This window comes from Pseudomonas sp. P8_229 (assembly GCF_034008635.1).
In the GTDB taxonomy this organism is placed as follows: domain Bacteria; phylum Pseudomonadota; class Gammaproteobacteria; order Pseudomonadales; family Pseudomonadaceae; genus Aquipseudomonas.
Map to the genome: position 1 here is coordinate 1,647,295 of NZ_CP125378.1, position 20,785 is coordinate 1,668,079.

Genomic DNA, 20,785 nt, shown 5'->3' on the forward strand with positions numbered 1-20,785 from the left:
CGATCGCCCTGCTTGAACATTTGCGGGATAAAAAGATTCATTGTGGTGAGGGGATTTATCCCCTCACCACAAAAGCCCCTCACTTAGGGGGCGATCAGAGTTCACGCCACATGTGGATCTTGTCGAAGTAGTCTTCGCCGACCCGTACCGCCAGCGGCTCAAGCCCGAACTGGATGAAGCCGCAGCGCTGGTACAGGTTGAACGCGGCGTCATTGCCGGCGGTGACGGTGAGCTGGACGACTTTCAGTTCGGGATGGTTTTGCGCTTCGGCCAGCGCGGCCTGCACCAATTCATGCCCCAGACCGTGCTGACGAAAGTCGGCTGACACATACATACCGAACAGGGTGGCCTTGTGGCGGGCCTTTTCCCGGGGTTCGAAGGCCAGGCCGACGATCCCGGCCAACGTGCCTGTTTCGAACGCGCCAAGCACCACATCGAGCTTGCTGGTCAGGCGCCCTTCCCACCAGCTCAACGGCATCACTGCGCGCTCGCGCACACTGGAGGTGAACGCCTGCGGGTGGCGGTCGTAGGCCTCCAGCATCAATTCGCGGTAGGCCAGCGCGTGGCTGGCGTCCAGCCGTTCGATCCACATGTTCAGGCCGTCCTGCGTTGTTCCAGCATCAGGCGCACCGCCAGGCCACCGAGCACAAAGCCCATGAAGTAGCGCTGGATTGCCAGCCACGTCGGGTTACGCACGAACCACGAGGCAATGCCTGCCGCAAACAACGCGATCAGCAGATTGACGCTGAAACTGACGCTGATCTGGGTCAGGCCGAGGATGATGCTCTGGGTGAACACCGAGCCGTGTTCGGGGGTGATGAATTGCGGAAACACCGAAAGGTAGAAGACCGCGATTTTCGGGTTCAAGGCGCTGGTGAGAAAGCCCATGGTGATCAGTCTGCGCGAGGAGTCCGGCGGCAATTGCTGCGCCTCGAACGGCGAGCGCGCACCGGGTTTCACCGCTTGCCAGGCCAGCCACAGCAAGTACAGCGCACCGGCCCACTTCAACACTTCATAGGCCATCGGCACCGCCAAAAACACCGCAGTCAAACCGGCAGCCGCCGCGAACATGTGCACGAAGAATCCACCCACCACGCCCAACAACGACGTGACCCCGGCCTTGCGTCCCTGACAGATCGAACGCGAGATCAGGTAAATCATGTTCGGCCCCGGCGTCAGCACCATCAACAGCGCGGCGGCGGCGAAGATCAGCAAGTCTTGAAGCGGGATCATGGCAGTGTCCTTTGCGTGAATGTTCAGGCGAGCGCGGTCAGCGAATTGCGATAAAACGGCAGGATCAGGTCGCGTGTCAATGGCGCCAGCACCAGACCAGCGTCAGTGGCCGGGTCGATCCAGAGCACTTCCTCGATTTCGGCAGCCGGGGTGACTTCGACATCAATGGTCAGTTGAAAGATCTCCGCTTGAACGACAAACCCCGGCTCGTTGGCCGCAGGCGCCGAGAACTGGCCGAGAAAAGACGCCTGCGCCGGATCGATCTGCAGGCCCAGCTCTTCCTCCAGCTCACGGGCCAGCGCATGCACCGGCAACTCATGCGCTTCGATCTTGCCGCCCGGTTGCATGAACGCCGTGGTGCCGCGCTTGCGCACCAGCAGGGTCTGGCCTTCAGTGTTGAGCAACAAGGCGGCGGCAATACGGATAAGACGTGGAGGTGCAACGGATGCAGAGGTCATGGGTCAGCCACCGGCCTGGAAAAACCGCAAGGATCCCATGCCCGTCCAATGACGTCACCTCGCAGATCACTCCCCCAAGGCCTTGAGCGCGGCTTCAACCTCCTCCGGCACTTTGACGAAAATCTTGTACTTGCCACCCTCCATGGCTTCGAAAGCAATCAGCTTTTCCACCAACAGCGCGCTGAGGACCTTGCCGGCGTTGAGCAGCAACATGCCGTTATCGGCATTCAGGTTGCGCGCCAGAATCATCCCCGCGGCCAGATCCCGAGTGGTCAGCACCTTGACCGACGGATCGGCCAGCGTGATGTCGTTGAGGAATGCGGCACACACCAGAATGAAATCTTCGACCAGATCAGGATCGTACAAACGCCCGGCGTACTGGCGCAGGTACAGCAGCGCTTCGTCGCTGTTCATCTGCCGCTCGAGGATCAGGCCCCGCTGCAACTCGACGAAATCCACCGCCAGTTTCAGCAGGCGTGAACCGAACGGAATGCCCTCGCCCTTGAGCCGGTCAGGAAACCCGCTGCCGTCCCAGCGTTCCTGATGATGCAGGATCAGGCGTGCCGCATCTTTCATCGGGTCCAGCGTCATGAGCAACGATTCGCTCTGCTTCGGGTAACTGCGATAACGCTCGCGATCGTTTTGGCGCAACAGATCCGAGGGCGTGGTCATCATGCCGTCGGTCCAGCTCAGCTTGCCGACGTTATACAGCGCTGCGGCCATGGTCAGGTCGCGGCTGGTGGCCTCGTCCAGCCCGTGCTGTCTGCAGTAGCTGCGCACCAGTTCGATGATCTGCCGGTTGGTCTGTTTGGCAGGCGGCAAACGCAGATTGGCCAGCAGCGAGAACACTTCAGTGCCGGTGACATAGCTGTGCTTGAGCTCTTCGTAAGCCAGATCGAGCATGTCGGCGGTCTGCTGCAGTTCGGCGGTGCGCGCCGCGACATGTTTTTCCAGGGTGCTGTTGAGCAGTTTGAGCTGGTCGTTCTGTACCTGGGTCAAGCGCTCCAGGCGCTGGCGTTCCTGCTCGGAATGCTGGTGCTCGAGGGACTGGCGCAGGATCAGCAGCATCTCTTCGTCATTCCACGGTTTGCTGATGTAACGGTGAATCTGCCCGTCATTGATGGCTTTGATGATGGCCCCGGGGTCGGCATAGCCGGTGAGCATGATCCGCGCAGTCTCAGGGTATAGCTGACGGACATGGGCCAGTAACGACGCTCCGTCCATGTTCGGCATGCGTGCATCGCTCATCACCAGGTTCACCGGCTGCTGCGCGAGCATGTCCAGCGCCTGGGCACCACTGGTGGCCAACAAAACATCATAGGGCTGGCCGCGCAACAGGCGGCGCAGGCTGTTGAGGATCGATTCCTCGTCATCGACCAGCAGCACCGTGGGTCGATGCGACGGCATCGGGGCGGATTGCTCTTCCATGGCATGGCCTCAAGCGAAAACAGGGGTTGACGACGCACCGACCGACCGCCGTACTGGTGCGCGCTTGAGTCCAAGGCTAGATGATTTTTGCCTGCATTCACGCAAATCTTCGTCCGGCGCCGCAAGCGCAGTACCGAGGGGCCGACTATGCTGTACACGGCGCAGGACTCCATCGGCTTACGAACAGGCAAATGGCGAGGGAAAAGGATGCCCCGGATGACAACAGCACACCTCTGCGTGAGTGGCGCGACATGAGCACGCCAACCGCGCAGATCAATCGCCGCGTGCTCATTGTCGACGACAGTCCGGCGATCCATGGCGATTTCGCCAAGATTCTCAGCCCGGTCGTCCCCGGCGACGATGGCTTGGGCGAAACCGAGAACCTGTTGTTCGGCACCCCGTCCGCCAAACAAACCCAACATTTCGAACTGGATTCGGCTTTTCAGGGCCGCGAAGCGCTGGACAAAATCGAAGCCGCGCTGGCTGAAAACCGCCCGTATGCCATGGCCTTCATCGACATGCGCATGCCCCCGGGTTGGGATGGCCTGGAGACCATCGAACGGCTGTGGCAAGTCGATCCCAAGCTGCAAGTCGCACTGTGCACGGCCTATTCCGACTACTCCTGGGAAGACATTGACCGTCGCCTGGCACTGAACGACCGATTGCTGATCCTGAAAAAGCCCTTCGACGCGATCGAGATCCGGCAGATGGCCAGCGCCCTCACGGTCAAATGGCAGATGACCGAAGACGCCGAACTGAAGATGAACCTGCTGGAAAACGCCGTGCAGGAGCGCACCCGCGAACTGTCCGACGCCAACATCATTGTGCAGAACAGCCCGACCATCCTTTACCGCTTGCGCGGCGATCCTTCGTTTGCCCTGATGTACATCTCCCACAACATCACCCGTTACGGGCATGTCGCCGCCGACCTGGTGGGTTCGCCCAACTGGGCGCAGGAACTGATTCACCCGGACGATCACGCCATCGTCGATGCGGCCATGGCCCGGGTGCTGGATCGGCATGCATCGGGCGCATCCATAGAATTCCGGATGCGCACCGGCCAGGGCACCTGGCGCTGGGTGGAGAACCGCTACATCCCGGTGCGCGATCATGACGGCCGACTGCTGGAAGTCGAAGGCATCATCCTCGACATCACCGAACGTCGCCTGGCCGAGGACAAACTGGCGTTGCTGGCCCGCTCCGATGGCCTGACGGGCCTGGCCAATCGCGCCACACTGATCGAACGCCTGCATCAGGCGTTTGCCGCCGCGCGACGGGGCGCCATGCCGTTCGCGGTGTTCTATCTGGATCTGGACCACTTCAAGCGGATCAATGACACCCTGGGCCACCCGGTGGGCGATCTGCTGCTGCAGGAGGTCGCCCGGCGCATCAAGTTCGGCGTGCGCGAAAGCGACGTGGTGGCGCGCCTGGGCGGCGACGAATTCGCGATCCTGCAACTGGACGTCAGTGACCCGACCCAATCGGCCACGATGGCCGCCAACATCCGCGACACGCTGCTGGCGCCCTACAACCTGGCCGGTAATGCGCTACACATTTCGGTGAGCATCGGCATCAGCAGTTACAGCGACCTCAGCCTCGATGCCGACAGCCTGCTCGGGCAGGCCGATATGGCGCTGTACCGCGCCAAGGAAATGGGCCGCAACCAATATCACTTCCACTCAGAGGAGATCTCTCGGGAAGTGGCCGAACGCATGACCCTCGTCAGCGAATTGATGACCGCCCTTGAGGGCAATGAGCTGCGGCTGCATTACGCGCCAGAAATTGATCTGCACAGCGGCAGGATTCTGGGCATGGAGGCACAGATCCTTTGGCAACATCCCCGGCGCGGCCTGCTGCCGGCATCGGACTTTGTGCCGATCGCGGAGAAAACCGGCGCGATCATTCCTCTCGGACGCTGGGTGCTGGATCACGCCTGCCACCAGATGCATCTGTGGCGTAATGAAGGGGTCGCACCGCCGGTGATGGCGATCAAACTCTCGCTGGCGCAACTCAAGAGCGGCCCGGAACTCATCTACAACGTGCTGCGCACCACTGCCCGCTGGGAACTCGCCCCCTGGGACCTGCGTTTCGATGTCACCGAGGCCACGCTGGCCCAGACCAAGTGGACGCACAACGATGCACTGCCGCGCCTGCGTGAACTGGGCGTGACCATCGCCATCGATGATTTCGGCACCGAATACTCCTCGTTCGACTACCTGAAAACCTACCGGGTCAACCACCTCAAACTGGCCCAGAGTTTCATCGACAGTGCGGCCCACGATGTGGCCGGCGCCAACGCCCTGCGTGCCATCGTCAACTTCGCCCGGGACCTGGACATCGGCATCATCGCTGAAGGTCAACCGTCGCCGGATCAGTCTTGCGCGCCGCCCGCCGCAGCCCCGCTGCCCAGCGCGCAGGGACTGTATTTCAGCGCGGCGGTCAGCGCCGAGCAGGCCGGGCGACTGCTCAAGGACAGCCCGCGTCCGGCACCGAAGGAGGACGAGGCGTGAAAACCCCTTTTCCCCAGACCAACCGGCGCATCCTGATCATCGACGACACGCCGGTGATTCACGATGACTTTCGCAAGATCCTCGCGCCGCAGGTTCCGGACACTGCCGACCTGCATCAACTGGAACAGACGCTGTTCGGCACTCGCCAGGCGCCGCACCTGAGCTTCCAGCTCGACTCCGCCTATCAGGGTCAGGAAGCCCTGGCGCTGGTCAAACGAGCGCTCGCCAGCGGCACTCCCTATGCCCTCGCCTTCATCGACATGCGCATGCCGCCCGGCTGGGATGGCCTGGAAACCATCGAGCAATTGTGGCGGGTCGACCCCAACCTGCAGATCGCCTTGTGCACGGCGTACAGCGACTACAGCTGGGAGGCGATGGCCGAACGTCTGGAGTTCGGCGACCAGTTGCTGATCCTGAAAAAACCGTTCGACAGCCTGGAAATCCGTCAGATGGCCAACGCCCTGACCTGGAAATGGCAGCTGGCGCAGGACGCGGCACTGAAGATGCTCAGCCTTGAGCAGAGCGTCGAGGCGCGGGTTCACGAACTGCTCAAAGTCTCGCACCTGCTGCAATACGACAGCCTCACGGAGCTGCCCAACAGCACCCTGCTGGGTGATCGCCTGAGCCAGGCCCTGGCCGTGTGCCGGCGCCATGACAAACAACTGGTGGTGATGTTCCTCGGCCTGGATCGCTTCAAGCGCATCAACAATGCGCTGGGCCATCCGGCGGGCGACGAAATGCTCAGGCGGGCTGCCAGGCAACTGTTGTCCTGTGTCCGCGGTTCAGACTCGGTGTTTCGCTACGGCTCCGATGAGTTCGTGGTGATCCTCGGCGACATCGACCACCCCCTGCAAACTCACGGCATCGCGGAAAAACTCCTCGCCGCCATTCGCCTGCCGCAAGCGATTGCCGGCCATGACGTCAGCGTCACCGCCAGCCTGGGCATCAGCGTCTACCCCGCTGACGGCCTCGAAGCCATCGAGCTGATCAAGAAGGCCGAGACCGCGATGCGCAACGTCAAGGAACAAGGTCCCGACAACATCGGCTTCTTTATCGAGGCCATGAACCAGCACGCCCGGGAACAACACGGCATCGAGTCGGGCATTCGCCGCGCCCTGCACGAGCACGAATTCGTCCTGCACTATCAGCCGAAAATCGACCTGCGCACGGCCACGGTAGTCGGTGCCGAAGCATTGATACGCTGGCAGAAACCGGGGCATGGCTGGGTCTACCCTTCGGACTTCATTCCGGTGGCCGAGGACAGCGGTCTGATCGTGCCGCTGAGCAAATGGGTCCTGGCGCAAGCCTGTCGTCAGACCCGCGCCTGGCAAACAGCCGGGCTGCCGCTGATTCGTATGTCGGTGAACATGTCGCCCATCGATTTTCGCCAGCGTGACTTCGTCGATGGCGTCGCACACGTGCTTGAGCAGACAGGTCTGGCGCCCGAATGGCTGGAGCTGGAAATCACCGAAGGCGTGCTGATGCAAAACGTCGAGGCGACGATGACTGCGCTCAATCGCCTGAAGGCGCTGGGCACGCGCCTGGCCATCGACGACTTCGGCACCGGCTATTCCAGCCTGAGCTACCTGCGGCGGTTTCCCATCGATGTGCTGAAGATCGACCAGTCGTTCATTCGCGGCCTGAGCGATGACCGCAACGATGCCGCGCTGGTGAGTGCCATCATCAACCTGGGCAAGGGTCTGGGGCTTAAAGTCATCGCCGAGGGCATTGAAACCGCCGAACAACTGGCCTTTCTCAAGGCGCATCACTGCGAGGAAGGTCAGGGCTACTTTTTCAGCAAAGCCCTGCCGGCAGACGCGTTTGCACATTTGCTGGCTGGCACCGAGCCTGCGCCGTGGACGATTTGATCAACACCGTAAAAACCGGCCTTGAGTCAGGGAGACGATTGCCGATGAGCCTTTTCCACCACGCCATGGCGTTGCTGCTGTGCGGATTCTGCGCCGGGGCCAGTGCCGATCCGCTGGACGAGCCCCTCAAACCCTTGCCCGGCGTGCCGCAGCAGGATGCCCGGCGGGTGGACCTCGGGAAGCGGTTATTCCACGAACCACGGTTATCGATCAACAACACGCTGTCCTGCGCCAGCTGCCACCAGCTGGACAGGAACGGTGCCGACAGCCGTGCCTTGTCGCTGGGCTTCGACGGCAAACCGGTGGCCGTCAACACGCCGACCGTGTTCAACGCCGCCCTCAACTTCCGCCAGTTCTGGGATGGCCGCGTCGAAACGCTGGAGGAACAAAGCAACGTCGTCATTACCAGTCCACATGAAATGGGCAGCGACTGGAGCACCGTTATCGAGCGGATCGCCAACGACCCCGACTACCGTCGCGATTTCGCCGCCACCTACCCGGACGGCGTGACCCAGGCCAATGTCCAGCAGGCGCTGGCCAGTTTCGAACGCACCTTGCTGACGCCCAACTCACGCTTCGATCAATACCTGCTGGGCAACACCGACATCCTCACCCTGGAGGAGAAGTACGGTTACCAGCGCTTCAAGGAATACGGCTGCATCGCCTGCCATCAGGGGGTGAACATCGGCGGCAACATGTTCCAGAAATTCGGCGTGTTCGGCGATTACATTGCCGATCGCGGCAACCCGACCGTGGCCGATCAGGGCCGCTTCAACGTCACCGCCGATGAAGCGGACCGGGCCGTGTTCAAGGTGCCGAGCCTGCGCAATGTCGCGATCACCGCACCGTACTTTCACGACGGCTCGGCGCCCACCCTCGAACGGGCGGTGGATGTGATGTTCCAGTACCAGTTGGGGCGCATGCCGAGCGAAGAGGATAAACGGCTGATCATTCTGTTTCTCACGACTCTCACCGGCCAATGGGCAGGCAAGCCATGATCAACATCTCTCGTCGGCGCAGTCTGCTGTTGCTCACACTGGTCGCCCTGGTGCTGGCCTCGATCCTGCTGTTTCTGTACTTCAAATCCAGCTCCGACCAGACCATGACGTACACCGAGTCGCGGGATCTGATCCGGCAGATCAAACAGCAGAATTCGCAGTGGGAAAACGAAATCCTCAAGGCCCGCGTGGCAATCACCCACAACTACGACCCGCTGGTGTCACCGATGAACGAGATGAACCGGCTCTGGGCGCGCTTCGACGCGATCGAGTCCGGGCATGGTCGCAACGACTCGGCGCAATGGAACGAGGCCCACGAGGGTTACCTGCAGGCGATGCAGGAAAAGACCCGTCTGGTCGAACAGTTCAAATCGCACAACGCGCTGTTGCGCAACTCCCTGGCATTTTTGCCCACCGCCGAAGACGACATCCAGCAGCAACTGGCCAACCTGTCGGACTACGATCAATCACAACTGGAAAACATCACCACCGATACCTACGACCTGCTGCTCAGTGCCCTGGAGTTCGCCCAGGTCACCTCCGATGACCGGGCCGCCGACATCGAAGTTGGCCTGAACAAACTGGCGGTGAACGCACAGCGCCTGCCGCAGGTATTTCAAACGCCGATCAAAATTCTCAGCAACCACATCACCCTGATCGCTCGCGAGCAGCCACAGGTCAATCAGTTGCTCGAAAGCATCGAAAACATCCCCGTGGCCGACCGCCTCGACAACATCACCACCATGCTCGACCGCGATCAGCAGCGCGCCGATCTGGTCGATCGGCAGTATCACTTCTACCTGCTGCTGTTTTCGGTCCTGTTGATGATGTCGCTGGTGTGGCTGGCCATCCGCCTGATCGGCAGTTTCGCCGAAATCAACCGGGTCAATAGCGCCCTGCAATCGGCCAACGACGCGCTGGAGCAACGGGTCGAGGAGCGCACCCGGGAACTGCGGGACGCCCAGAGCGAACTGCTCGACGCGGCACGTCAGGCCGGCATGGCTGAAATCGCCACCAACGTGCTGCACAACGTCGGCAATGTACTCAACAGCGTGAACATCTCCAGCGACCTGATCACGCGCAAGCTGCGCAGCAGCAAGACCCAGGGCCTGGGCAAGGCCATGCAACTGATCAACGAACACCCGGATGACCTCGGTGCGTTCCTCAGCGAAGACGCCAAGGGCAAATTGCTCCCTGGTTACCTCAACCAGCTGGTGGGCGCGATTGCGCAGGAACAGCAGGAAATGGTCGACGAATTGAACCAGATGAACAAAAGCGTCGATCACATCAAGGACATCGTTGCCACCCAGCAGTCCTATGCTGGCGCCAACAGCATGACCGAACCGCTGTTCATCAACGAGTTGCTCGAAGACGCGTTGCGCATGAATGCCGGGGCCCTGACCCGACACCACGTCACGGTGGTCAAGGAATACGCCGAAGTGCCGCAGGTGATGGGCGACAAACACCGCTTGCTGCTGATCCTGATCAACCTCATCAGCAACGCCAAATACGCCATGTCCGACCTGAGCAACCGTCCCCGCACCATGACCCTGGCGGTAAAAGTCGTCGATGACAGCTTTCTCGAAATCAGCGTCAAGGACGATGGCGAAGGCATCGCACCGGAAAACATGACACGGATCTTTGCCCACGGTTTCACCACCCGCAAGGAAGGCCACGGCTTCGGTCTGCACAGTTGCGCCCTGGCGGCCATCGAGATGAACGGGCACCTCACCGCGCACAGCGACGGACCGGGCACAGGTGCGTTGTTCACTTTGCAGATCCCCCTGATCAGCGTCACGGAGAACGCATGAGCGAGCATTCGAACCGCCGCATTCTGCTGATCGACGACATGCCGTCGATTCATGAAGACTTCCGCAAGATTCTCGCGCCGGCTGCCGCGCAATCGCAGGAACTGGACGAAATGGAAGCCGCCCTGTTCGGTGCGCAGACCCGCCCCCAGCGCCCGCTGTTCGAGCTCGATTGCGCCTATGGCGGCGAGGAAGGCCTGGGCAAACTGATGCAGGCCCTGCAGGAACAACGCCCCTACGCGCTGGCCTTTGTCGACATGCGCATGCCCGACGGCTGGGACGGCGCGAAAACCATCGAGCATCTCTGGCAACAGGATTCGCTGTTGCAGGTGGTGGTCTGTACCGCCTATTCGGATTATTCCTGGGATGAACTGCTGGAACGTCTGCAGGCGCATGACCGGTTGCTGATTCTGAAAAAGCCGTTCGACAACATCGAAGTGCAGCAGATGGCCAACACCCTGCTGACCAAATGGCAGATGACGGAACGCGCCTCGTTGCAGATGCATCACCTGGAACATCTGGTCGATCAGCGCACCGCTCAGTTCAAGCAGGCCAGCGAAGAGCTGCAGCGAGAAATCGATGAACGCAAGCAACTGGAAAGTCAGCTGGTGCAGTCGGAAAAGCTCGCTTCACTGGGGCAAATGGCAGCCGGCGTGGCCCATGAAATCAATAATCCGATCGGCTTCATCTCCTCCAACCTCGGCACCCTCGACGGCTACTTCAAACAATTGCTGAGCGTACTCGATGCCTGGCAGACGCTGGGACACACGCCGGACAGCGAGTCCGTGGCCCGGCTTGAGCAACTGCGCAAAGACGTCGATCTGGATTTTCTGCTCGAAGACATCCCGGTGCTGATCCGCGAATCCAAGGAAGGCATTGGCCGCGTCGGGCAGATCGTGAAGGACCTCAAGGATTTCTCCCGGGTCGATACCCATCAGCAATGGCAGTGGGCCAATCTGCAACAAGGTATAGAGTCGACCCTTAACATCGTCGCCAGTGAACTCAAGTACAAGGCCGACCTGATCAAGGAATATCAGCCGCTGCCGGACATCGAATGCCTGCCGTCGCAAATCAATCAGGTGATCATGAACCTGGTGGTCAACGCCGCTCAGGCCATGGGCCCCGAGCGCGGCACCATCACCTTGCGCACCGGGCAACAACAAGACACGGCCTGGGTGGAAGTCGCGGACACCGGCGCGGGGATCGCGCCAGACATCCTGCAGAAAATCTTCGATCCGTTTTTCACCACCAAACCGGTCGGCCAGGGCACCGGACTTGGCCTGTCGCTGTCCTACGGCATCGTCAAAAAACACGGTGGCGACATTTCGGTACGCAGCGAACCGGGCGTGGGCACGACCTTTCGCGTCGAGTTGCCGATGCGCCAGAGCCGGCCCGCGGCCTGAGGTGTGGACGTTCGGCGAATGTTTCGGGGGTGGATTTGTTGTTTTTGGATCAAACAGGTGTGTTGTCTGGATGGGCCTCTTCGCGAGCAAGCTCGCTCCCACGGGGGGGTGTGGTCACCACGGTCAATGTGGGAGCGAGCCCGCTCGCGAAGGCGTCAGCCGAGACACTTCAGAATCCGGATCAGCGCACCGGAATCAGCAACTCGCGCAAACCGCAAGCGTGCTCCACCACCTCCCCCGGCAGCTTCAACCGCTGATCATCCAGATAGCGATAATCCTTTCGCGCAATCTCCAGTTGAGCGAAATCCAGCTCGACGCTGAACGTCCCTTCTTCACGCCCCGCTTCGAACAGCAACGTCCCCAGCGGATCCACCAGAGCACTGCCACCGGCGAACATCAAGCCATCATCCCCGGCCTCGACGCGGTTGACCATCAGCGCGAACGCCTGATTCTCCTGGGCGCGGGCCGTGATCGCGGTGCGGTGGGTCGGCGCGTACGGGTCCATGTTGCCGTTGGTCACGATCAGCAACTCGGCGCCCAGTTGCGCCAACGCACGGGCGGACTCGGGGAATTCGATGTCGTAGCAGATCAACAAGCCCACGCGCACGCCATTCCACTCGCAGGTGGCATAGCGGTCGCCCGCCTCGAACACGCCGCGATCCGAGGCCCAGAGGTGGGTCTTGCGGTATTTCAGGGCGATGCCTTCGGGGGTGATCAGCAGCGTGGTGTTGTAGAAACGACCGTTGTCGTTCTCGGCCATGCCGATCACCACGCCGATGTTGCGCTGGCGGGCGGCGGCCAGCACAGTGCTGACGGTCGGGCCGTCCACCGGCTCGGCGATCTGCGCCACAGTGTCGGCGGTCGGGAAGCCCATCAGGTGGGTTTCCGGGAACACGATCAGTGGCGTGTCAGCGGCGCACGCGGCGATCGCCGCGAGGGCACGTTCGAGGTTGTACGCCGTGTCTTGGTCACGGCCCGCCAGTTGGGCGAGTTCGACTTTCATCGCGAGTCCTTGTGGTCATGGCCGGGCGCGGAAAGATTGCCCGGTGGCTGTCTGTGGGCCAGTATGCGCAGCAAGCAACCGGCCAGGGAATCACGCGGCCGAGGTAACCCGATAGGGGTAGTCCATGTCCGTTTCGTTTGATGACATCACCTGGCACCGCGCCGTCGGCCAACTGATCGACGCGCTCGACAAGCCCAATTTCTGGGCGCAACTGGTGCGCCTGCTCGACCAGTACGTGCCGTTCGATAGCTGGGTGGCGCTGCTGTTCAGCGCCGATCAGCACCCGCAGGTCTTCGCCGAATGCCCTGGCGAGGACGGCAGTCCCGACCCGCTGTTTCAGGATTATCTGCGCGGGTTGTACCGGCTGGATCCCTTCTACATCGACTGCCGCGAGCAGTCGCGCACCGGGTTGTACCGCCTGTCGGAGGTGGCGCCGGAGCATTTCGAGCTGACCGAGTATTACCAGCGATACTTTCGTCTGAATGTGGTCGCCGACGAAATCCAGTTCAATTGCCAGCTTGAAGGCGAACGCACGCTGTGTCTGTCGCTGGGCAGTGAAAAACGTTTCACTGGCGAACAGATTGCTTTGCTGTCTTTGATCCAGCCATGGGTACTGGGCCTGTTGCGCCAGCGCCTGCCGTACGAGATCAACGCAACCGTGGCCCTCGCAGCCGCGCCTGCACCGGTCGACTGGCGCGTGCAACTGGAAGCCTCGGTGCAACAACTCAAGGGCGCGCAACTGACTGCGCGGGAACTGGATGTCGGGCGTTTGATGCTCAGCGGTTGCTCCAGTAAAGAAATCGCCCGTAAGCTGGAAATCTCCGTAGAAACCGTGAAAGTCCATAAGAAACACATGTACAGCAAGCTGGGGATCAAATCCCAGTCGGAGCTGTTTTCGATTTTTCTTCAGGCGCAAAACGCCTGACAACGCGTTGAAATGCTTTCCTGTGGGAGTTGAGTTCCTGTGGTGAGGGGATTCATCCCCGATGGGCTGCGCAGCAGCCCCAAGTCTATGCATGCGGACTTTCAGTTAAACCGCGGTGAATGGTTTTGGGGCGGCTTCGCCACCCATCGGGGATGAATCCCCTCACCACAATAGATCTCATCAACAGGCCCGCCTGCTGCCGCAGGTTTGCAAACTATTGAGTCCGAACCAAGGAAACCGTATGAGCCTGTCACTCCTGAGCCGCTACGCCTTCTTTGCCGTCTGCGTGATTTTCACCCTCGCCAGCCTGCCCTTTCTCGACCACGACTGGCTGTGGCCGATCACCGCCGTCACCGGCGTGCTGAGCCTGCTCGGTCTGTTCGACCTGATGCAGAGCCCGCACGCGGTACGCCGCAACTACCCGATCCTGGGCAACATCCGCTATCTGGTCGAGGGCATCCGCCCGGAAATCCGCCAGTACCTGCTCGAATCCGACAGCGACGCCCTGCCCTTCTCCCGTGCCCAGCGCTCGCTGGTGTACTCGCGGGCGAAGAATGAAAGCGCCGACAAACCGTTCGGCACGCTGATCGACGTGTATCAGTCGGGCTTTGAATTCATCGGCCACTCGATGCGCCCGGCGCCATTGAGCGACCCAAACAGTTTTCGCGTCACCGTCGGCGGCCCGCAGTGCACCCAGCCGTATTCAGCGTCAGTGTTCAACATCTCGGCGATGAGCTTCGGCTCGCTCAGCGCCAACGCCATCCGCGCGTTGAACCAGGGCGCCAAGCTCGGCAACTTCGCCCACGACACCGGCGAAGGCAGCATCAGTCCGTATCACCGGGAAAACGGCGGTGACCTGACCTGGGAACTGGGCAGCGGCTACTTCGGCTGCCGCACCAGCGACGGCCGTTTCGACCCGGAGCGCTTCGCCACTCAGGCGCAGAACCCGCAGGTGCGGATGATCGAAATCAAGATGAGCCAGGGCGCCAAACCTGGCCATGGCGGGATTCTGCCCAAGCACAAGGTGACACAGGAAATCGCCGACACCCGCGGCATCCTGATGGGCGAAGACTGCATCTCGCCGTCACGCCACAGCGCGTTTTCCACGCCCATCGAGATGATGCATTTCATCCAGCAACTGCGTGAACTGTCTGGCGGCAAACCGGTGGGCTTCAAGTTCTGCCTCGGTCATCCGTGGGAGTTCATGGGCATCGCCAAGGCCATGCTGGAAACCGGCATCCTGCCGGACTTCATCGTCGTCGATGGCAAGGAAGGCGGCACCGGCGCCGCCCCGGTGGAATTCACCGACCACATCGGCGTCCCGATGCGCGAGGGCCTGCTGTTTGTGCACAACACCCTGGTCGGCCTGAACCTGCGCGACAAGATCAAACTCGGCGCCAGCGGCAAGATCGTCAGCGCCTTCGACATCGCCAGCGTCCTGGCCATCGGTGCCGACTGGGCCAACTCCGCGCGCGGCTTCATGTTCGCCATCGGCTGCATCCAGTCGCAAAGTTGCCACACCAACAAATGCCCGACCGGCGTCGCCACCCAGGACGCTCTTCGCCAACGCGCCCTCGTCGTCCCGGACAAGGCCCAGCGGGTTTACAACTTCCACCGCAATACATTGAAGGCGCTGGCGGAAATGCTCGCCGCCGCCGGCCTCGAGCATCCGTCGCAACTGTCGGCCAAGCACCTGGTACGGCGCATGTCGGCGACTGAAATCAAACTGTTCTCGCAGTTGCATGTGTTTCTGAAACCGGGGGAATTGCTCACGGGTGAGGTGAACGGCGAGTTCTATTCGCGGATGTGGCAGATGGCTAGGGCGGACAGTTTTGAGCCGCAGGAGATAGCGGCAGCTTAAGCATGGAATTTGTGCCGCCCCGTACTGGGGCCGGCACTGATTCTGGAGTAAAGAGGTACGCCGAAATGTTCCCCCCATACAGGGTCAGCGAAGGCGTCCGATCTTTCGCGAAAAGCGGTCTGTCGGCAAACAGGTCACTGTCCGTAATCCACCAGATTCTTTGGCTGCGACAGTCCAGAACGGTCAAACCGTCCAGATAGCCGCTAGCGACCGGATCATTGATCAGACTAAAGACACCGCGGCGGCTGAGGTGCAAAAAATCATCTATCGAAGAGCGGACTTCAAATTTTGGATTGATTGAAGTGTTGCTGTAGTAGGCAAATGTCGGAAACCAGAAAACACTGGCCATGATGATCTCATCCCTCGGGCGAACTGCTTGATTTAACTGCATTATCAATTGGGGGAAACCCGGTTCTTTACGCATTCCTGTTCCATTCAACCCATCGGTTTGCCGATATATTTCGGTCAGACCACTCAGTTGCCCAACGATGAAAAACACTAATGCCGCATTCGCCCACAGCGGCCAGCGTCGGAGCACAACATCCAGCGCCACACCTGTAACCATCGCCACAGCAGGTGCTGTAAACACCAGGTATCGCGGTACAAATAGCGGTAGAAACAGGGAAATCTGATAAAGAGCTGTCACCGGAACGAAAAAATAGTCAATCAGCAATACACTGAATCGCCGCTCTCCCGAGTTGCCCACAACGACAATAAAAGCGCACAGCAGCATCAACGCAAAGGGCAACAAGTGCGAAATGGACTGCTTCGAAGAGTCATCGCCCATCACGGTGAACTGCCAGACGAGACTCAAAGCACCCTGGAGGGTCACAGGCTCGATCCAGCCCAGATTGGTCGTATCCGCAAGCTGGTTGAGCAAAGAAGGAACCCAGGGCAAATACCAGAACACAACCGCGCCGTTGGCAATCAACCATTGATCTGCCGCAATGCCTGTACCGTTACCGGTCACTCGGCTCTGCCACCAGAACAACCAATGCACCAGTACGCACAACCCTGCAAAGTAATGGGTATAAAACGCGGCAGTCATGAGCAGTACATAAACCACCGCGTAGCGTTTTTGCGCTGGCGCCCTCGCCCAACAGACAAGCGCCAGAGTCGCCCCCATGAGCCAACACCCGAGCAGGGTGTACATCCGGGCCTCCTGGCTATAACGCACCGAAATCGGCAGTAATGCCAACAGGAGCGCGGTGATCCACGTTGCCCGACGCGTAGAAACAAGGCTCATCAGCTTGATGCACAGCAGCAGAGTGCCAACATCGGCCAGCGCACTCAAAGAGCGAGCGGCCAAGGGAGAGTCGCCCCACACGATCCCCCAGTAATGCAGCAATACATAGTAGAGCGGCGGATGCACATCCAGCGCAGTCATTGCCCAGATGCGTGTCGGCGTTTCTCGCGCCAGAAGTAAACTGTAGGCCTCGTCATACCAGATAACCGGAACGGTGATTGAGTAGAACCGCACACCCAGCGCAATCACCAAAACAGCCAGCAGAGCGAGCCGATCGACTCTCGCTGACACGCGCGCAGCGCTGAGAAAAGGAACAGCCAACAAGAGCTTCATGATCGGTGGCCGCGAAACAGCAAAAACCGGAAAAAACAGCAGCCCAACGTCAGGTTCAGAACAGTAAACACCGTCACCGTCAGCAGACCATGCCATCCGCGCATATCGGCAATCGAACCGATGCCCAAGCTTGCGCCCGCCATCAGACCGATAAACAGCAAATAGCCGTACACCGACGTCTTGCTGTCGAAGGTGTAGAGCATGTTCACGTAAAACGAGAACGCCGCCGCCACACAGAAGGCGCCGAAGTTACTGGCGGCCTGGGTCAGTCCGGCAGCGCTGCACAGGACAAAAAAAACCTGCCAGTGGATGAGTGCATCGGCCATTCCAATCACTGTCAGCGCAGGGAATCCTTTCATTGCGGTTCCTTGCCATGGTTTCGTCTGGCGGGCTTTCGAAGCTAGGGCATGGCGCTTGAGCGGTCTACTGTCAGAAATTACAGGTACGGGTTGGATTACGACGGACGGTCAGCCTTACCACTGCAACATCCTGCCGTGCGGCGGTTCCTTCATCACAATGAAACCGTAATCGCCGATCAGATATATCCGGTAATACAGGCTGTCCACCAACGCCGGAAACCCCTGATACCCGACGCGGGTGGCGTTGCGCCGTTCGCGTTCGGCGACCACGTTGGTGATGCCTGCTGACGGCAGGTTTTCCGCGAGGACGAAGTAATCGACATTGAGCAGATAGTGCAGGACCGGCAGCCGTTTGAACGAACCGGCCGCGCTCACCAGCCAACGATCGGAGTAGCTCACCGACAGGTAAATCCGCTTGGCTTCACGCAGCTCGCGATGCTCGGCAATATCGTGGCTCAGGCTGTACAGCGCGCTGCTGGCGAAGTCTTTTTGCAGGGTCAACACTCGGCCATAGGCGAAGGACAGCGAGAGTGTCGCCAGCAGCGGAATGATCAGCAGCAACGGTAAACGACCGTGTCCTGATGCCAACGCAAAGTGCGCCAGATAGAACAACCCGACCAGCAACACACCGAACCCCATCAGGGTCCGCGCACCTTCGTTGAAATCACGAAACAGCAGCGTAATTCCCGGCACCAGTAATGCCAGTATCGGCAACGTGATCAAGCACGCCAGCAGGGTTTGCCAAAGAGGCTGACGCCTCGACTGTCCAAGCCGCACACAGCCCGTGAGCGCGCACAACACCAGCACCGCGAACACCCACGGATAGCCGCCGTGAAACAACAGCGCGACTTTTTCCAGTATCCGCTCAAGGTTGATGCCGATCTGCAGCAGTGGCTGCGCGTCCCGGCTCAGCAGATCCGTATGCCGCAACGTATCCATGAACGGATAGGCCGTGACGCTGTAGATCAGTAGGCCCAGCCCCAATTGCGCGAACTTCCAGCCCAGCATCCGCAGGGTGTCTGGCCACCGAGTGTGCCGGTAAACCGCCCGGATCAACTCCACACAACACAGGCCGACAAATACATTGAGGCTGATCTGATAGAGACCGATTGCCAGCGCGAGCAGCACCGCCGGCAGCAGCCAACGCTGTATCCGTGACGCGCCCTCGAACGTGATCGCGTAGATCACTGCAACCATGCTCAGGACCATGATAGGGCCGTCATATTGATAGGACAGGTTTTGCAGCAGGAACGGGTTGTACCAGAGCGGCAACGGCACCAGACAACAGGCCAGCGTCGGCTCGGCGAAGTAATGAAACGTCAGGCGGGTCAGCGTCAGGCTCATTGCCACGACGGCGAGCAACAGTGGCAAGGGGAAGATGTTCGGCGCGGCGCCTGTGAAGGTCAGCGCCTGATAAAACCAGTCGGCAAACAACCGCCCCTGCCCGGCCCAGGCGTTACCGGCGGCCAGCGTGCGCCAGTTGTCGTCGATGTAGGGGAAGTCGGCGAGGAGCAGTGGCAGGACGTACAGCAACGTTGCGAGCAGGAAGAACAGCACGACCTGCCGCTGGCTGAGCTCTCGTTCGAGAAATGCGCTCGTCCTCATGTCTGCGCCTCTGTTCACGGCTGCGCGAGATTGCAAAGTGATACAGGTTTGAGCCTTGCAGCAGGGTTTGTATCGCTCTTTCAGACCGGCGGTTAATGCCCCCTGCTGCGCCCATGAAAAAGCCCCAACCAGTTGGCCGGGGCTTCTCTAATTACCGCACTTTCAACTTACGAAACCGAACGCACCGCACTCTGCGAATCACCGGTCGGCTGCAGCTTGAACACGTAGAACAACACGGTCAGCAGCACCAGGAACACCGGCCCCACATACAGCGCCACGCGGGTGTCCGGGAAGTACGCCATCAAACCGACCACCAACACCAGGAACGCCAGCGCGCAGTACGAGCTGAGCGGGTACAACCACATCTTGTATTTCAGGCCGGCACGTTCGCTGGCGCTCAGGCCTTTGCGGAATTTCAGTTGCGCCAGCAGGATCATCACCCAGGTCCAGATCGCGCCGAAGGTGGCGATCGAAGTGACCCAGACGAAGACTTTCTCGGGCACAAGGTAGTTGAGCAGCACGCCGATCAGCAGCGCAAAAATCGACAGCAGCAGCGCCCGACGTGGCACGCCGTTGGAGGTCTTGGCGAAACCGGCCGGGGCCTGGCCGTTCTGCGCCAGGCTGTAGAGCATGCGCCCGGTGCTGAAGATGCCGCCGTTGCACGACGACAGGGCTGCGGTGATCACCACGAAGTTGATAATGCCGGCGGCGGTCTTGATGCCCAGACGCTCGAAGGTCATCACGAACGGACTGCCCTGAGTGCCGATTTCGTTCCACGGGTAGATCGACAGGATCACGAACAGCGCGCCGACGTAGAACAGCAGAATGCGCCAGAACACCGAGCCGATGGCATCGGGAATGGTCTTCTGCGGGTTCTTCGCTTCACCGGCAGTCAGGCCGATCATCTCGACACCGAGGTAGGCGAACATGACCATTTGCAGCGACATCAGCACACCGGTCACGCCGTTGGGCATGAAACCGCCGTGCGCCCACAGGTTGGAAATCCCCAACGCCACGCCATCGTTGCCGAAACCGAACGCGATGATGCCGACGCCGCCGATCACCATGGCAATGATCGTGACAATTTTGATCAGGGCGAACCAGAACTCGAATTCACCGAAGGCTTTCACCGCGATCAGATTGATCGAGCCCATGCTGAGCAGTGCCGCGAGGGCCCAGATCCAGCGCGGTACATCGGGGAACCAGATGCCCATGTATACCGCAACGGCGGTGATTTCCGCGACGCAGGTCACCAGCCACAGGAACCAGTAGTTCCAGCCGGTGAGAAAGCCCGCCAACGGGCCGAGGTAGTCTTGGGCGTAGCGGCTGAACGAGCCGGCCACCGGGTTGTGCACGGCCATTTCGCCGAGGGCGCGCATGATCACCAGGATCGCCAGACCGCCGAGAATGTAGGAGAGCATGATCGCCGGACCGGCCATTTCAATGGCCTTGGCCGAACCCAGGAACAGACCGACACCGATACAGGCGCCGAGCGCCATCAGGCGGATATGCCGTTCACCGAGTTCGCGTTTGAGCGGGCCGCCGTGAGCGGTCTCGCCGTGGGGCAGGTGATTGCCGACTGGCATAGGGAACAACCTCGTCTTGTTATTGGATATGACCACCGAGTATCGAAGCTTCGACCGATAGGCCTGAGCTTCCAGAAACCGCACCTGCCTCGTGGGCAAACACGTCTCGCAGGTCCCAACCTGCAAGATCAGCGGGACGTGCAGTATAAAAAGCTTGTGAC

The 20,785-nt window shown here is 60.4% G+C and carries 16 protein-coding genes; 7 read left to right on the forward strand and 9 right to left on the reverse strand.

Annotated features, from left to right (window positions below; all coding sequences use genetic code 11):
- Positions 1–94: 94 nt before the first annotated feature.
- The 4 genes from QMK55_RS07405 to QMK55_RS07420 form a co-directional block, all read right to left on the reverse strand.
- On the reverse strand, positions 95–592 hold the full coding sequence (locus QMK55_RS07405; protein WP_320328954.1) for a GNAT family N-acetyltransferase: 498 nt from the start codon (positions 590–592) through the stop codon (positions 95–97).
- A 2-nt stretch (positions 593–594) separates the two neighbouring features.
- Positions 595–1,233: a LysE family translocator gene (locus QMK55_RS07410; RefSeq protein WP_102357409.1), complete on the reverse strand. Its 639-nt coding sequence runs from the start codon at positions 1,231–1,233 to the stop codon at positions 595–597.
- A 23-nt stretch (positions 1,234–1,256) separates the two neighbouring features.
- Positions 1,257–1,691: an NUDIX hydrolase gene (locus QMK55_RS07415; protein WP_102357408.1), complete on the reverse strand. Its 435-nt coding sequence runs from the start codon at positions 1,689–1,691 to the stop codon at positions 1,257–1,259.
- 66 nt (positions 1,692–1,757) lie between these two features.
- Positions 1,758–3,119, reverse strand: coding sequence for an HD domain-containing phosphohydrolase (locus tag QMK55_RS07420; protein WP_320328955.1), 1,362 nt, complete (start codon positions 3,117–3,119; stop codon positions 1,758–1,760).
- A 251-nt stretch (positions 3,120–3,370) separates the two neighbouring features.
- Between QMK55_RS07420 and QMK55_RS07425 the strand changes: the two genes are divergently transcribed.
- From QMK55_RS07425 to QMK55_RS07445, 5 genes are read left to right on the forward strand one after another with little or no spacing between them, the layout of a single operon-like run.
- Entirely contained in the window at positions 3,371–5,629 is a 2,259-nt protein-coding gene (locus tag QMK55_RS07425) for an EAL domain-containing protein (protein WP_320330245.1), read from the forward strand.
- Complete coding sequence (locus tag QMK55_RS07430; protein ID WP_320328956.1) at positions 5,626–7,497, forward strand: putative bifunctional diguanylate cyclase/phosphodiesterase; 1,872 nt, start codon at positions 5,626–5,628, stop codon at positions 7,495–7,497. The genes QMK55_RS07425 and QMK55_RS07430 overlap by 4 nt, the downstream gene beginning before the upstream one ends.
- A gap of 44 nt (positions 7,498–7,541) precedes the next feature.
- Positions 7,542–8,495 carry a cytochrome-c peroxidase gene (locus QMK55_RS07435; protein ID WP_320328957.1) on the forward strand — a complete coding sequence of 318 codons (954 nt, stop codon included), beginning with the start codon at positions 7,542–7,544 and terminating at the stop codon, positions 8,493–8,495.
- Positions 8,492–10,306: a DAHL domain-containing protein gene (locus QMK55_RS07440; RefSeq protein ID WP_102357400.1), complete on the forward strand. Its 1,815-nt coding sequence runs from the start codon at positions 8,492–8,494 to the stop codon at positions 10,304–10,306. Before QMK55_RS07435 ends, QMK55_RS07440 begins: the two co-directional genes overlap by 4 nt.
- Positions 10,303–11,706 (forward strand): ATP-binding protein, encoded by a 1,404-nt coding sequence (locus QMK55_RS07445; RefSeq protein ID WP_102357399.1) that lies wholly within the window; start codon positions 10,303–10,305, stop codon positions 11,704–11,706. The genes QMK55_RS07440 and QMK55_RS07445 overlap by 4 nt, the downstream gene beginning before the upstream one ends.
- A gap of 181 nt (positions 11,707–11,887) precedes the next feature.
- On the opposite strand, the gene QMK55_RS07450 is transcribed toward QMK55_RS07445, so the two are convergent.
- A complete protein-coding gene (locus QMK55_RS07450) occupies positions 11,888–12,709 on the reverse strand; it encodes a carbon-nitrogen hydrolase family protein (RefSeq protein ID WP_102357397.1) in 822 nt (273 codons plus the stop codon).
- A gap of 124 nt (positions 12,710–12,833) precedes the next feature.
- Here QMK55_RS07450 and QMK55_RS07455 point away from each other — a divergent pair, with 124 nt between their 5' ends.
- Positions 12,834–13,634 carry a helix-turn-helix transcriptional regulator gene (locus QMK55_RS07455; protein WP_102357395.1) on the forward strand — a complete coding sequence of 267 codons (801 nt, stop codon included), beginning with the start codon at positions 12,834–12,836 and terminating at the stop codon, positions 13,632–13,634.
- A gap of 241 nt (positions 13,635–13,875) precedes the next feature.
- A complete protein-coding gene (locus tag QMK55_RS07460) occupies positions 13,876–15,495 on the forward strand; it encodes an FMN-binding glutamate synthase family protein (protein WP_320328958.1) in 1,620 nt (539 codons plus the stop codon).
- Here QMK55_RS07460 and QMK55_RS07465 read toward each other — a convergent pair.
- From QMK55_RS07465 to QMK55_RS07480, 4 genes are all read right to left on the reverse strand, one after another.
- Positions 15,452–17,074 (reverse strand): glycosyltransferase family 39 protein, encoded by a 1,623-nt coding sequence (locus QMK55_RS07465; protein ID WP_320328959.1) that lies wholly within the window; start codon positions 17,072–17,074, stop codon positions 15,452–15,454. The two genes, QMK55_RS07460 and QMK55_RS07465, sit on opposite strands and share 44 nt — an antisense overlap.
- Entirely contained in the window at positions 17,071–17,433 is a 363-nt protein-coding gene (locus tag QMK55_RS07470) for a GtrA family protein (RefSeq protein ID WP_320328960.1), read from the reverse strand. The genes QMK55_RS07465 and QMK55_RS07470 overlap by 4 nt, the downstream gene beginning before the upstream one ends.
- Before the next feature lie 114 nt (positions 17,434–17,547).
- The gene (locus QMK55_RS07475; protein WP_320328961.1) at positions 17,548–19,038 is read right to left on the reverse strand and encodes a glucosyltransferase domain-containing protein; all 1,491 of its coding nucleotides are present in this window, start codon (positions 19,036–19,038) and stop codon (positions 17,548–17,550) included.
- A 167-nt stretch (positions 19,039–19,205) separates the two neighbouring features.
- On the reverse strand, positions 19,206–20,624 hold the full coding sequence (locus QMK55_RS07480) for an amino acid permease (protein WP_320328962.1): 1,419 nt from the start codon (positions 20,622–20,624) through the stop codon (positions 19,206–19,208).
- Positions 20,625–20,785 lie beyond the last annotated feature (161 nt).